Origin of the sequence: Streptomyces sp. NPDC101166, from assembly GCF_044768125.1 — a bacterium.
Taxonomy (GTDB): Bacteria; Actinomycetota; Actinomycetes; order Streptomycetales; family Streptomycetaceae; genus Streptomyces.
The window spans coordinates 36,962-50,968 of sequence record NZ_JBIWPF010000030.1; the positions used below are offsets into that span (position 1 = coordinate 36,962).

General features: G+C 71.0%; 12 protein-coding genes. 4 read left to right on the forward strand and 8 right to left on the reverse strand.

Annotation, left to right across the window (positions count from 1 at the left end; translation table 11 throughout):
* Positions 1-84 precede the first annotated feature (84 nt).
* Both ACIRS4_RS33745 and ACIRS4_RS33750 read right to left on the reverse strand, forming a co-directional pair.
* Entirely contained in the window at positions 85-1,938 is a 1,854-nt protein-coding gene (locus tag ACIRS4_RS33745; protein ID WP_404203330.1) for an ABC transporter ATP-binding protein, read from the reverse strand.
* Positions 1,935-3,737, reverse strand: a complete 1,803-nt coding sequence (locus ACIRS4_RS33750; protein WP_404203332.1) for an ABC transporter transmembrane domain-containing protein — start codon at positions 3,735-3,737, stop codon at positions 1,935-1,937. Before ACIRS4_RS33750 ends, ACIRS4_RS33745 begins: the two co-directional genes overlap by 4 nt.
* Positions 3,738-4,107: 370 nt before the next feature.
* On the opposite strand from ACIRS4_RS33750, the gene ACIRS4_RS33755 reads away from it, so the two are divergent.
* The gene (locus ACIRS4_RS33755) at positions 4,108-5,466 is read left to right on the forward strand and encodes a cation:dicarboxylate symporter family transporter (protein WP_404203334.1); all 1,359 of its coding nucleotides are present in this window, start codon (positions 4,108-4,110) and stop codon (positions 5,464-5,466) included.
* Positions 5,467-5,512: 46 nt separating this feature from the next.
* On the opposite strand, the gene ACIRS4_RS33760 is transcribed toward ACIRS4_RS33755, so the two are convergent.
* A complete protein-coding gene (locus ACIRS4_RS33760; RefSeq protein ID WP_404203336.1) occupies positions 5,513-5,980 on the reverse strand; it encodes a MarR family winged helix-turn-helix transcriptional regulator in 468 nt (155 codons plus the stop codon).
* 93 nt (positions 5,981-6,073) lie between these two features.
* Here ACIRS4_RS33760 and ACIRS4_RS33765 point away from each other — a divergent pair, with 93 nt between their 5' ends.
* Together ACIRS4_RS33765 and mltG are read left to right on the forward strand one after the other, a co-directional pair.
* A complete protein-coding gene (locus tag ACIRS4_RS33765) occupies positions 6,074-7,942 on the forward strand; it encodes an ABC transporter ATP-binding protein (protein WP_404203338.1) in 1,869 nt (622 codons plus the stop codon).
* A 53-nt stretch (positions 7,943-7,995) separates the two neighbouring features.
* Positions 7,996-8,853: an endolytic transglycosylase MltG gene (gene mltG / locus ACIRS4_RS33770; RefSeq protein ID WP_404203340.1), complete on the forward strand. Its 858-nt coding sequence runs from the start codon at positions 7,996-7,998 to the stop codon at positions 8,851-8,853.
* A gap of 55 nt (positions 8,854-8,908) precedes the next feature.
* On the opposite strand, the gene ACIRS4_RS33775 is transcribed toward mltG, so the two are convergent.
* The 5 genes from ACIRS4_RS33775 to ACIRS4_RS33795 form a co-directional block, all read right to left on the reverse strand.
* On the reverse strand, positions 8,909-10,045 hold the full coding sequence (locus ACIRS4_RS33775; RefSeq protein ID WP_404203342.1) for an NAD(P)-binding domain-containing protein: 1,137 nt from the start codon (positions 10,043-10,045) through the stop codon (positions 8,909-8,911).
* 72 nt (positions 10,046-10,117) lie between these two features.
* Entirely contained in the window at positions 10,118-11,143 is a 1,026-nt protein-coding gene (locus ACIRS4_RS33780; protein WP_404203344.1) for an ABC transporter substrate-binding protein, read from the reverse strand.
* Positions 11,144-11,239: 96 nt separating this feature from the next.
* Positions 11,240-12,040 carry an ABC transporter ATP-binding protein gene (locus ACIRS4_RS33785; RefSeq protein ID WP_404203346.1) on the reverse strand — a complete coding sequence of 267 codons (801 nt, stop codon included), beginning with the start codon at positions 12,038-12,040 and terminating at the stop codon, positions 11,240-11,242.
* Positions 12,013-12,927, reverse strand: a complete 915-nt coding sequence (locus ACIRS4_RS33790; RefSeq protein ID WP_404203348.1) for an ABC transporter permease — start codon at positions 12,925-12,927, stop codon at positions 12,013-12,015. Before ACIRS4_RS33790 ends, ACIRS4_RS33785 begins: the two co-directional genes overlap by 28 nt.
* 242 nt (positions 12,928-13,169) lie before the next feature.
* The gene (locus ACIRS4_RS33795; RefSeq protein WP_351089754.1) at positions 13,170-13,253 is read right to left on the reverse strand and encodes a putative leader peptide; all 84 of its coding nucleotides are present in this window, start codon (positions 13,251-13,253) and stop codon (positions 13,170-13,172) included.
* A 121-nt stretch (positions 13,254-13,374) separates the two neighbouring features.
* Here ACIRS4_RS33795 and ACIRS4_RS33800 point away from each other — a divergent pair, with 121 nt between their 5' ends.
* On the forward strand, positions 13,375-13,797 hold the full coding sequence (locus tag ACIRS4_RS33800) for a secondary thiamine-phosphate synthase enzyme YjbQ (RefSeq protein ID WP_404203350.1): 423 nt from the start codon (positions 13,375-13,377) through the stop codon (positions 13,795-13,797).
* The last annotated feature ends 210 nt before the right edge of the window (positions 13,798-14,007 follow it).

Below are 14,007 nucleotides of genomic sequence, written 5' to 3' on the forward strand. Positions count from 1 at the left end.
GGTGACGGGGCCGGGGAGCAGGCGTCGTCGTCGCCGCCCGCTCCCCGTGCACCGCCCGCGCGTCGGGTGCGCGGCGGCCTCCCGTCACCCGTGCCAGGACAGCCAGAGCGCCGCGTACGCCCCGTCGGCCGCGACCAGCTCCGGGTGGCTGCCCAGCTCCGTGATCCGGCCGTTCTCGACGACGGCGATGACGTCGGCGTCATGGGCGGTGTGGAGACGGTGCGCGATGGCGACGACGGTACGGCCGTCCAGGACGCGCGCCAGGGACCGTTCCAGATGGCGGGCGGCCCGCGGGTCGAGGAGGGAGGTCGCCTCGTCGAGGACCAGCGTGTGCGGGTCGGCCAGCACCAGGCGGGCGAGCGCGATCTGCTGGGCCTGCGCCGGGGTGAGCGCGAGGCCGCCGGAGCCGACCTCGGTGTCCAGGCCGTCCTCCAGCGCCCGGGCCCAGCCGTCCGCGTCGACCGCGGCCAACGCGGCCCACAACTCGGCGTCCGCGGCGTCCGCGGCGTTCGCAGTGCCCGCGGTGTCCGTGCCGTGCGCCGGTGTGCCGTCCTCAGCACTGAGTCGGGAGTGCGGCAGGGCGAGCCGGAGGTTGTCGCGCAGCGAGCCGACGAAGACATGGTGCTCCTGGTTGACCAGTGCCACGTGCGAGCGGACCCGTTCGGCGGTCATCCGGGACAGCTCTGCGCCGCCGAGGGCGATCCGCCCCTCGCGCGGGGCGTAGACACCGGCGAGGAGCCGGCCGAGCGTCGACTTGCCCGCTCCCGAGGGGCCGACCAGCGCGAGCCGGGTCCCCGGGGGGACCTCGAGGGACACCTTGCGCAGGACGTCGACGCCCTCGCGGTAGCCGAAGTGGACGCGGTCGGCGAGCACGTCCCGCCCGGCCGGCTCCACGCCGGGGTCCCCGGTGTCCGAGTCGATGTCGCGGACACCGACGAGCCGGGCCAGCGACACTTGCGCCACCTGGAGCTCGTCGTACCAGCGAAGGATCAGGTTCACCGGGTCGACGAGCATCTGCGCGAGGAGCGCGCCCGTGGTGAGCTGGCCGACGCCGATCCAGCCCTTCAGCACGAACACCCCGCCCAGCATGAGCACCGAGACGAGGACGGTGACGTGCACGATGTTGATGACCGGGAAGAGCACCGACCTCAGCCACAGTGTGTACCGCTCCCAGGCCGTCCACTGCCTGATCCGCAGCTCCGACAGCGCGACGCGGCGGTCGCCGAGGCGGTGGGCCTCGACGGTGCGTCCGGCGTCCACGGTCTCGGCGAGGGCGGCGGCCACGGCGGCGTACCCGGCGGCCTCCGAGCGGTAGCCGGCCGGCGCCCGTCTGTAGTACCAGCGGCAGCCCACCACCAGAAGCGGCACCGCGACCAGCACGGCAGGGGCGAGGGGCGGCGCGGTGACGACGAGTCCGCCGAGCAGCAGCGCCGCCCACATCACGCCGATCGTCAGCTGGGGCACGGCCTCACGCATGGCGTTGCCCAGCCGGTCGATGTCCGTGGTGATGCGGGACAGCAGGTCGCCCGTCCCCGCCCGTTCCAGCACGCCCGGCGGCAGCCGGACCGAACGCACCAGGAAGTCCTCGCGCAGGTCGGCCAGCATCCGTTCGCCGAGCATCGCACCGCGCAGCCGGACCTGCTGTACGAACGTGGCGTGCAGGAGCAGGCCGAGCACGAACAGGGTGGCGCTGAGCTCCAGCCGGAGGTCGCGCGTCCCCTGGGAGAGCCGTTCCACGAGGTCGCCCAGGACCCACGGACCCACCATGGAGGCGATCGTGGCGACCGTGTTGACGGCCACGAGGAGCAGGAACGCGCGGCGGTGCCGGCGCAGCAGCTCGGCCACATAGGCGCGTACGGTCGCGGGGGCGCCGACGGGCAGGGTGCTCGCCGTCCTGGGCGCCGCGGGGTCGTAGGCGGGTGGCGCCACGCCGATCATGCCGTCTCCTCGATCTCTCGCAGTTCGTCGTCGGTGAGTCCCTTGAGGGCGCCGCTCAGCGCGGAGTCCTCGTCGGTCTCCCGGGTCACCACCGCGCGGTATCGCGCCTCGGTGTCCAGCAGTTCGCGGTGGGCGCCGACCGCCTCGACCCGGCCCTCGTGCACCAGGACGACGCGGTCCGCGCGGTCCAGGAGCAGCGGCGACGAGGTGAGCACGACGGTCGTCCGGCCGGACCGCAGGGCGCGCAGTCCTTCGGCGATACGGGCCTCGGTGTGCGAGTCGACGGCGGAGGTGGGCTCGTCCAGAACGAGGACCTCCGGATCGGTGAACAGCGACCGTGCCAGTGCGAGCCGCTGTCGCTGCCCGCCCGAGAGGGAGCGCCCGCGTTCGGTGATGCGTGCCTCCATGGGATCGTCGGCCTCCAACGAGCCCTGCACGAGCGCGTCGAGCACGTCCCCGCACTGGGCGGCCGCCAGCGCGTCGGCCGCGTCGACTGTCCCAGAGGCGGGCACGTCGAGCAGGTCGCGCAGGGATCCCGACAGCAGCACCGGGTCCTTGTCCTGGACGAGAACGGCGGTGCGCGCGCAGTGCAGCGGCAGCTCGTCCAGCGGGACCCCGCCGAGCAGTGCGGACGGGCCGTCCTGCGAGGAGTGCCCGCCCAGACGTTCCGCGAGCAGACCGGCCGCGTCCGGGTCGCCGCACACCACGGCGGTGAGCCGGGAGGCCGGAGCGAGCAGACCGGTCGCCGGGTCGAACAGGTCACCGGTGGGGAGGTCCGCGTCGCGTGAGCCGTCGGCGTCCGTCGCCCGATCCAGCGACAGGACGCGGGCGGCGCGGCGCGCCGACGGCCGGGAGAACGAGTAGGCCATGGCGATCTCCTCGACGTGCCTGAGGGGATAGGTGAGCACCATGACGGAGCTGTAGACGGTGACCAGTTCACCGATGGTGATGCTGCCGGTGCGGGCCAGATGAACGCCGTAGACCACCACGGCGATGATCAGCAGGCCCGGCAGCAGTACCTGGATGGCGCTGATCAGGGACCACATGCGGGCGCTGCGGACGGCCGCGTGCCGGACCTCCTGGGATGCGCGCCGGTAGCGGTCGAGAAAGAGTTCCTCGCCGCCGATGCCGCGCAGCACGCGCAGGCCGGCCACGGTGTCCGAGGCCAGTTCGGTGGCACGCCCGGCCTTCTCGCGCTGGTGGTCGGCCCGGCGTGTGGCGCTGGGCAGCAGCGGCAGCACGGCAAGCGCCAGCACGGGCAGGCCCGCGGCGACCACGATCCCGAGGGCCGGCTGGTAGACGACCAGGCCGACGCAGACGAGCACGATCGTGAGGGCGGCCGCGGTGAAGCGTGACACCGCCTCCACGAACCAGCCGATCTTCTCCACGTCGCCCGTGGAGACGGCGACGACCTCGCCGGCGGCGACCCGACGGCTCAGCGCGGAGCCCAGCTGAGCGGCTTTGCGGGCGAGGAGTTGCTGGACGCGGGCGGCCGCGGTGATCCAGTTGGTGACGGCGGCCCGGTGCAGGAAGGTGTCGCCGACCGCGATGGCGGCGCCGAGCAGGAGCATCAGCCCGCCGGCTAGGGCGAGTCGGGAGCCCGAGCGGTCCACGGCGGCCTCGACGGCGTATCCGACGCAGAAGGGCTGCGCCGAGACGGACACGAAGTGCAGCAGCCCCCAGGCCAGGGACTTGAACTGGCCGCCCAGTTGGTTGCGGCCGAGCCACCAGAGGAAGCGGGGCCCCGAGCGCGCGTCCGGCGCACCCGGGTCGGGATACGGAAGGTCTTGGATGTGCATGACGTCCCAGTGGCTCGTGTCAGGTGGGGGAGAGGGGCGGACTTACGGGTCCGCGCGGGCTTCGCAGCAAACCGTGAAAGGTTCGCGTCGACGGGTGCTCGGAATCAACCCGTTTTTCCGCGAAAGCAAGGCAGTTCGGACGTCTTCGAACGACGCCGCCGAGGCAGCGGAGGCGCGACGGCCTCACGGGGCGGCAGCACCGGACGGCATCGCCGGTGACGGGTTTTACGCGGTCGCAACACGGTGGTTTCAGGTGCGATCAACGACGCCTTCACAGTGACGGTACGGAAGCTGCTTTCCGTATCGCAGAAGTTCTCCCCCCATCGTCCTGCCGTGCTTCCGCGTGTCTGTGTCCCCCCGAGGAGTGCCCGTGTCGCCGTCCGTCCCGTCTCTGCCGCGGCGCGTGGTACGCCTGCTGCGTACCTCGCTCTTCGCCCAGGTCGCCTGCGCTCTCGTCCTCGGAATCGTCTTCGGGAAGCTGTGGCCCGGCGTGGCGGCGGACCTTCAGCCGCTCGGAGACGGATTCCTCCGGCTCATCAAGACGATCATCTCCCCACTGGTGTTCTGCGTGGTCGTCGTCGGCATCGCCAAGGCCGGTGATCTGAAGGCGTTCGGCCGGATCGGGCTCAAGGCGCTGATCTGGTTCGAGGTCGCGAGCACCCTCGCCCTGCTGATCGGACTCCTCGCGGCCAACGTCGTCCAGCCCGGCTCCGGCATGCGTGTGAACCCCTCCATGCTCGACGCCTCGGCCGTGGAGGCCAAGACGGGCGGCAATGCGCTGCCCTCGGCGACGGAGTTCGCACTGGACGCGCTGCCCGCCAGTTTCGTCGGCGCCTTCGCGGAGAACTCGCTGCTCCAGGTGCTCGTCCTGGCCTGCCTGGTGGGGGCGGCGCTGCTGCACCTCGGCCACACCAAGGTCCCCCGGGTCCTGCCCGCCATCGAGCAGGCCCAGGAGGTCGTCTTCGCGATCGTCGGCTTCGTGATGCGGCTCGCCCCGCTCGCGGTGTTCGGCTCGATGGCCGTCCTGATCGGCCAGTACGGACTCGGCGTGATCAAGACCTACGGCGAACTGATCATCCTGTGCTACGCGGCCGCCGCGTTCTTCGTCACGCTGCTCGCCCTCGCGCTGAAGGCGCTCACCGGGATCAGCCTCTGGAAGTTCCTGCGCTACATCAGGGAGGAGGTGCTCCTCGCCCTCGGCACGGCCTCCACCGAGTCGGTGATGCCGCGCGTGATGGAGAAGCTGCGCAAGGCCGGCGCCCGTGACGACGCCGTGGGCCTGGTGCTGCCGACGGGCTACTCCTTCAACCTCGACGGCGCCTCGCTCTACCTGTCGATCGGCACCCTGTTCATCGCCCAGGCCGTCGGCGTGGACCTCGGGCTGGGCCGGCAGATCACGGTGGTACTGGTGCTCATGCTCACCAGCAAGGGCATGGCGGGCGTTCCCGGTTCTGCCTTTCTCGCCCTGTCGGCGACCGCCTCGTCGCTCGGGGTCGTCCCGGCCGGCGCCGTGGCTCTGCTGCTGGGCGTGGACCGCGTCATGGACGCGATGCGCGTCGTGACGAACCTCCTCGGCAACTGCGTGGCGGTCTTCGCCGTGTCCCGGTGGGAGGGGGCGCTGGACATGGAGCAGGCGAAGAGGACTCTTGCCGGGGAGACGGAAGCGACGGCCGGAGGGGGCGTCCCGGCGCAGCCGAAGACCAAGGAGCCCGCTGCCGAGGCCTTCTGACGGAAGGTGCGATGTCAGCTGGTCCGGGCCTGTCAGGGGCCCGGATTCAGCCGTGTCCCGGGGCTCCGCAGTGGGCGGAGGGGGCCCCGTCGACCAGCGTGTCCAGCAGCTCCCCGAGCACGGTCCGCTCCAGGCCGGTGAGCGGAGCGAGGATCTCCCGCGCGGCCGACTGCCGCGCCCGGTGCAGTTCGCTGAGCGTCTGGCGTCCGTCGTCCGTGAGCTCGATGCGGATCACCCGGCGGTTCGTCGGATCGGGGACCCGGCGCACCTTGCCGTTCGCCTCCAGACCGTCGACCAGCGTGGTCACCGCGCGGGGCACCACCTCGAGCCGCTCGGCGAGATCGGCCATGCGCGGTGGCGCGCCGAAGTGGTCGAGGGTGCGAAGAAGGCGTGACTGGGCCGGGGTGACACCCAGGTCGGAGAGCTCCAGATGGCGCTTCTGGATGCGGTGCACCCGGCGGGTGAGCCGCAACAGCTGCTCGGCGAGAGCGCCTTCGGGATCGGGGGTGGTCATGCGGGAACAATATCAGGACGCCGTTCATTGTGAGTATAGGTAACAATGAGCTACGCTCTTCAAAATCCGCCCGTCTCATCTCCGAAGGAGCCCATGCGCCCCGACACGCCAGAGCTCTGGTCCCCACCCGCCGAAGCCGACGCACAGCAACCCCGGCAGGTGCGCCGCATCGTGCGGCTGTTCCGCCCCTATCGAGCCCGTCTCGCGGTCGTCGGCCTGCTGGTCGCCGCCTCCTCGCTGGTCTCCGTGGCCACGCCGTTCCTCCTCAAGGAGATCCTCGATGTCGCCATCCCCCAGGGTCGCACCGGCCTGCTGAGCCTGCTCGCCCTCGGCATGATCCTGAGCGCCGTCCTGTCCGGCGTCTTCGGCGTCCTGCAGACCCTGATCTCCACGACGGTCGGCCAGCGCGTCATGCACGACCTGCGCACAGCCGTCTTCGGCCGTCTCCAGCGGATGTCGCTCGCGTTCTTCACCCGCACGCGTACCGGCGAGGTGCAGTCCCGCATCGCCAACGACATCGGCGGCATGCAGGCCACCGTCACCTCGACCGCGACCTCCCTGGTCTCCAACTTCACCAGCGTCGTCGCCACGGTCGTCGCCATGATCGCCCTCGACTGGCGCCTGACCGTCGTCTCGCTGCTGCTGCTCCCGGTCTTCGTGTGGATCAGCCGCCGTGTGGGCGACGAGCGCAGGAGAATCACCACCCGACGTCAGAAGCAGATGGCGGCGATGGCGGCCACGGTCACCGAGTCGTTGTCGGTCAGCGGCATTCTCCTGGGCCGCACCATGGGCCGCGCCGACTCCCTCACCCGATCCTTCGCCGACGAGTCCGAGCGCCTGGTCGACCTGGAGGTCCGGTCGAACATGGCCGGCCGCTGGCGCATGGCCGTGATCGGGATCGTCATGTCGGCCATGCCGGCCTTCATCTACTGGACCGCGGGCATGGCCCTCCAGCTCGGCGGCCCCGACGTGTCCCTCGGCACCATCGTCGCCTTCGTCTCGCTGCAGCAGGGCCTGTTCCGCCCGGCGGTCAGTCTCCTGTCGACCGGTGTGCAGATCCAGACCTCCCTCGCGCTCTTCCAGCGGATCTTCGAGTACCTCGACCTCCCCGTCGACATCACCGAACGCGAGGACCCGGTGCACCTGGACCAGGTGAAGGGGGAGATCCGCTTCGAGAGCGTGTCCTTCCGGTACGACGACGGCGCGCATGGCCGTGAAGACCTGCGTGGCACGCCCGACGAGGGTGGCCGGGAAGAGGGAGGGGCGGCGGGTCCCGTGCTGGACGGCATCGACGTCGCCGTCCCCGCCGGCGGCAGCCTCGCCGTCGTCGGACCGACCGGCGCGGGGAAATCCACGCTCGGCTATCTGGTGCCCCGTCTGTACGACGTGACCGGCGGCCGGGTCACCCTCGACGGCGTCGACGTCCGCGACCTGGACTTCGACACCCTCGCACGTGCGGTCGGCGTCGTCTCGCAGGAGACGTACCTCTTCCACGCCACCGTCGCCGAGAACCTGCGCTTCGCCAAGCCGGACGCCACCGACGAGGAACTGCACGCGGCGGCGCGGGCGGCCCAGATCCACGACCACATCGCCGCACTGCCCGACGGCTACGACACCGTCGTGGGCGAGCGCGGCCACCGCTTCTCCGGAGGCGAGAAACAGCGCCTGGCCATCGCCCGCACCATCCTGCGCGACCCGCCTGTGCTCATCCTCGACGAGGCGACCAGCGCCCTGGACACCCGCACCGAGCACGCCGTCCAGGAGGCGATCGACGCGCTCTCCGCCGACCGCACCACCCTCACCATCGCCCACCGGTTGTCGACCATCCGGAGCGCCGACCAGATCGTCGTGCTCGACGCGGGCCGAGTGGCCGAACGCGGTACCCACGAGGAGTTGCTGGCGAGCGGAGGGCGATACGCGGGTCTGGTGCGGCGGGACGCGCGACTGGAGCCGACAAGATGAAAATATGGCCGGTCATGTCGGGTTTGTGACGATGTGCAGGTTACCGTGCCCGCATGCAGATGAACACTCCGTCACGGAGAACGATGCGACTGACCCGCCGGGGCCGTCTCACCCTCATCGCGACCGGAGCCGTCGTGGCCGGCGCCGCCGTGGCGGTGCCGCTGCTGACCCCGGACGGCCACAAGGAGGACAAGCGCCCCACGTCACTGGTCATCCCCGAGGGCTGGCGCGCCAACCAGATCTACGAGGCCGTCGACAAGGCCCTCGCCCTGCCCGCCGGCACCACCAGGAAGACCCTGCCCGCCGCCGACCTGCGCCTGCCGAACGACGCCGACGGCAACCCGGAAGGCTACCTCTTCCCGGCGACGTACCCGCTGGAGCAGAAGACCACTCCGCAGACCCTCCTGGCGTCGATGGTCGACACGGCGAACAAGAAGTTCAACGGCGCGCCGATCGCCGCGGGAGCGCAGCGCAACGCCATGAACGTCTACCAGGCGGTCACCATCGCCAGCATCGTCCAGGCGGAGGCGGCCACCAAGGACGACATGGGCAAGGTGGCCCGGGTCGTCATCAACCGTCTGGAGCGCGGCATGCCGCTGCAGATGGACTCCACCCTCAACTACGCCCTGAACCGCTTCACGGTGAGGACCACGGAGAAGGACACCCGCATCGCGAGCCCCTACAACTCCTACCAGCGCATGGGGCTGCCTCCGACCCCGATCGACAACCCCGGTGAGGAGGCGATGCAGGCGGCGATCAACCCGACGCCGGGCGACTGGCTGTACTTCGTCACGGTCAAGCCGGGCGACACACGCTTCACCGCGAGCTACGAGGAACACCAGCGCAACGTCGCGGAGTTCAACCGGAACCAGAGCGCGCAGGCCGCGCCGAGTCCGTCGAAGGTCCGGTGACCCGAACGCGGCGGCGTCTTTCGAGACCATGACGCAGTGGGGCCTCGAGAGCACATCACGCCGCAGCGGCAGCTTCCCGCTCTCCCTCGCCCTGCGCGAGCAGCCGGGCGATCTCCCGCACCGCCGAGCGTCCGGCCCGGTTGGCGCCGATGGTGCTCGCGGACGGACCGTAGCCGACGAGATGGACGCGGGGATCGGCGACCGCGCGGGTGCCCTCGACACGGATGCCGCCGCCCGGCTCCCGCAGCCTCAGCGGGGTGAGATGGTCCACGGCGGGCCGGAAACCGGTCGCCCAGAGGACGACGTCGGCACTCACGTGCCGCCCGTCGTTCCACTCCACGCCGTCCGCGGTGAGCCGGTCGAACATGGGCAGCCGGTCGAGCACGCCGTCCGCCAGTCCGCGGCGGATCGCGTCGTTGAGCGGCAGACCGGTCACGGAGACGACGCTCTTCGGCGGCAGCCCCTGCCGTACGCGCTCCTCCACGAGCGCGACCGCCGCACGGCCCGCGTTCTCGTCGAAGGGACCTTCGCGGAACACGGGCGGCCGCCGCGTCACCCAGGTGGTGTCGGCCGCGTACGGGGCGAGCTCCAGCAGATGCTGCGTGCCGGACGCGCCCCCGCCCACCACGACCACGCGCAGTCCGGCGAAAGCCTCAGGCCCCGGGTATTGCGCGGTGTGCAACTGCCTACCGCGGAACGTCTCCTGGCCGGGGTAGCGCGGCCAGAACGGCCGGTCCCAGGTGCCGGTGGCATTGATCAGAGCCTTGGCGGACCACGTACCGTCGGACGTCTCCACGAGCAGCCGTCCCCGCGTCGCGGACCCGCCCTGCGTGCCGATCACGCCGGCGTCCACGCCCGCCGAGCGCACGGCCCGTACGTCCACCGGCCGGCGCACCCGCAGGTCGAACGTGCGCTCATAGCGCTCGAAGTACTCACTGATGACCTCGGACGAGGGCCGCGCAGCGTCCGCGCCCGTCAGCTCCATGCCGGGCAGGGCGTGCATCCCGTGCACCTTGCCGTACGTCAGTGAGGGCCACCGGAACTGCCAGGCGCCGCCCGGGCCGGGGGAATGGTCGAGCACCACGAAGTCGCGCTCCGGGACGAAATCGGCGCGCCGCAGGTGATAGGCGCTGGACAGGCCGGCCTGCCCGGCGCCTATCACGACCACCTCGACCTCGCGTATGTCGTTCACGCCTCTGCCAACAGTGCCGAGGGCGTGGATCTTCCCCGGTGCCGGGAACACTCCCGTCGAGGTGTCCACGGGTCACGACGACGCGCGCGGGGCGCTCGTCGAGGCGGGCAGCTTGCCGTTGTACCGAGGGTCCACGAACTCGCCGAAGTCGACCTTCCGCGGAATCAGCTTCAACTCGGTGAACGCGTCGGCGATCTTCTGCTCGGAGGCGATGAGCGGCTGGTCGACGGCGACCGCGACCCGGGTGGAGTTCGTCCGCCTCACCGAAGCGAGCGCCACCTCGTACGGCAGCCGGGTGTCCTTGGCCCACACCTTCGCCCACTCCTCCTGGTGGTCGTACACCCAGGCGGTGGCCCGCCGCAGCCGGTCCAGGTAGTCCTTGATGGCGGCGGCCTTCTTCGCGTCCTTCAGCGCGGCGGGTGCGGCGACCTGGAAGGTGAGGCCATTGGTGACGCCGTCGCCGGTGGTGAGCACCCGTCCCTGCTTCGCCTGGAGCACCTGCGAGCTGTACGGGTCCCACACCGCCCACGCGTCGACCTTGCCGGAGGTGAACGCGGCGAGCGCGTCGGCCGGCTGGAGGTACTTGACCTTCACGTCGCTCAAGGTCAGTCCGGCCGCCTTCAGGGACGCGACCAGCTGGTAGTGCGCGGAGGAGCCCTGCGCCACGGCGATGGACCTGCCCTTGAGCTGAGAAGTCCGCGTGAGCTTCGAGCCGTTCGGGACGAGGATGGTGTCGCCCTTGGACGTGCCGTGCCAGGCGGCGACGACCGAGATGCCGGACCCGGCGCCGGCCGCGAAGACCGGCGGGGTATTGCCGACGCCGCCCACGTCGACGGCCTTGGCGTTGACGGCTTCCAGGAGGGGTGGCCCTGAGGTGAAGGTGGACCACTTGATCTTGTAGTTCAGGTGGTCGAGCTCGCCGGCGGCTCGCAGGATGGCCTCCGAACCACCCTTCTGGTCCCCGACGTTGAGCGTGACGGAGCCCTTGCCGTCGGTGCCGCCGTCGGTGCCCGTGCCGGCGGACGAGGCGCCGCCGCAGGCCGTGAGCAGGAGAGCGAGGGGAAGCAACAGGGCAGCGGGGGCGAGGGGACGTCGCATTGGGCGGGATCCGTTTCGTGGACGTGGGGGGATGAGGAGAGGGGCAGGCGAGGGGGGATGAGCGGGGGATGCGGTGAGCGGAGCCGCTCGCTCCGGTCAGGCGGCGGCTCGGGCGGCCCCGTCGGCCTCGGCGACCTGGGCGGCACCCTGGGTGTCCGGAGCGTCGGGGGCTGCGGCGTCGACGCCGAGCCGCTGCAACAGCTCCGCGCGCAGCTCGGCGAAGCGCGGTTCGGCGATGTCACGCGGCCGTTCGAGGTCGATGTGCTGCTCGTGAGCGATGACACCGTCGTCCATCACCAGGACGCGGTCGGCGAGCAGGACCGCCTCCTCGACGTCATGGGTGACCAGCAACACCGTGCAGCCGCGCCGCCGCCACAGCTCGTCCACCAGGCGCTGGGCCTTGATCCGGGTGAGGGCGTCGAGCGCGCCGAACGGCTCGTCGAGCAGCAGCAGATCGGGCTCCCGGACCAAGGCGCGGGCCAGCGAAGCGCGTTGGGCCTCGCCACCGGAGAGGGTCTTCGGCCAGGCGTCGGTGCGGTGGCCGAGGCCCACCTCCTGCAACGCCTGCTCCGCGACCGGGCGTTCGGGACGACCCGGCAGGCCGAGCAGCACGTTGCGCCACACCTTCTTCCACGGCATGAGACGCGGCGCCTGGAAGGCGACGGCCTTGCGGCGCGGCACCAGCACGGTGCCCTCGATGTCACGGTCGAGCCCGGCGAGGATGCGCAGCAAAGTGGACTTGCCGCAGCCGCTGCGGCCGAGCAGCGCGACGAACTCGCCCGGCCGGATGTCGAGTCGGAGGTCGTCGATGACGGCGCGGCCGTCGAAGGAGCGGGTCAGCCCCTCGACCCGCACGGCCGGGGCGGGGATCACCGGCCGGTGAACGTCGGTCGCCATTGCAGCAGCAGCCTTTCGAGAGAACGGACGACGAAGTCGGCCAGGAGGCCGAGGAAGGCGTAGACGATGAGGCAGACCACGATCACGTCGGTCTGCAGGAAGTCCCGCGCCTGCCCGATGAGGAACCCGATGCCGGAGTCGGCATTGACCTGCTCGGCGAAGACCAGGGCGAGCCAGGCGATGCCGAGCGAGTAGCGCAGGCCGGTCATGGCGCCGGGCAGCGCGCCCGGCAGCACGACGTGCCGCACCAGGCCCCAGCGCGACAGCCCGAGGGATTCCCCGGCCTCGATCAACTGGGCGTCCACACCGCGGATGCCGGCGTAGACGTTCAGGTACAGCGGGAAGGTCACGCCGAGCGTGATGATCGCGACCTTCGGGGCCTCGCCGATGCCGAACCAGATGATGAACAGCGGGATGAGACCGACGAAGGGAACCGTCCGCAGCATCTGGACCGGCGCGTCGACGAGATCCTCGCCGATCCGGAACAGCCCGGAGAGCAGGGCGAGTCCGGTGCCGACCACTACGCCGAGCGCCAGCCCGGCGGCCACGCGCTGAAGCGAGGTGCCTATGGCCGAGGGGAGTGAGCCGTCGGAGACCAGCTCTCCGGCGACCTGCGCGATCCGGCCAGGCGACGCGAGCACGCCGGGAGCCAACGCACCTGTACTGCTGAGGAGTTGCCACAACGTCAGAAGGACGAGCGGTCCGGCGGCCCGGCGCAGCCAGCGGGGCACGCGGGTGCGGCGGGCGGAGCGGGGGAGGAGGGGTTCGAGCTCGGGAGAGCCTTCGTGACCGCCGGGAGCCTCACCCGACTTGACGACAGACGGCGAGGGCGACAAAGGCGAAATATCGGATTCGGAGGACTGAGGTGGGGCGTGACTGATGCTCATGGGGGCTCCACGGGGGAGGGGCGACCAGTTGGGGGGCATGCCTCCACGCCGCCGGATCACGTCAGGGCACAACCCGATCGGAACTACGACCGGCACCACGACCGGACGGGCGACGGCGAGCACGGCCAAGGGAGTGATTCCCGCACACCGGGAACACGGGCATGGCCGGCCGACTCAGGCGAGGGCGCAGCTGAAGAGGAGGGCGAAGACGAAGAGGACCGCGAAGGCGGAGGGGGAAGGCGTCAGCAGCCGCGACGACAAGCGGCGGAGGCCACCCGCAGCAGGTCGATATGACCGCGCGTGGTGAGGAAGGCTGAACGCAACATGCGACTGAACGTAGCCAGACGGCCCGACCATGGTCAACGCCGTCTCGCGGATCGGACTGGCGTCCCACTCGCCGAACCGTCGGGCGGGTGTGGAATCCAGCATCCGGGTCAGGATGGGAACATGCCAGATGCGTTCACCACACGAGTCCTGCACATCGCCTCCGGCTCACAGGAGAGTGTCATCGACCTCACCCGTGACTGCGAGGGCTTCCTCCGGGAAGAGGCGGCAGGTCGCGACGGCCTGCTCAACGTCTTCGTCCCGCACGCCACCGCCGGCATCGCGGTGATCGAGACGGGCGCGGGCAGCGACGACGACCTCCTCGCCGCCCTGCACACCCTGCTCCCTGCCGACGACCGCTGGCAACACCGCCACGGCAGCCCGGGCCACGGCCGCGACCACGTCCTGCCGGCCTTCGTCCCACCGCACGCGACACTGCCGGTCGTCAATGGAAGGCTGCAACTGGGCACCTGGCAGTCGGTCTGCCTGGTGGACACCAACAAGGACAACGTCAACCGCCAGGTCCGGCTGAGCTTCCTGGGCTGACCAGTTTCACCCGCGCCTGGTCGCCCGGATACGGGAAGTGTCGGCTCGGGGTGCGACGGCCGTCGCGGATGAAGCCCGCCGCGTCGTCTCCGCAGCGGCCGAGCGAGGACGCGCTGACGGCCGTCGCGGCTGTCGGGGACCATTTCTTCAGCTGGCCGGACGACTGGAGTTGTCGGGCGGACCCGCCCTCGGTGACACGGCCGAGGCTTG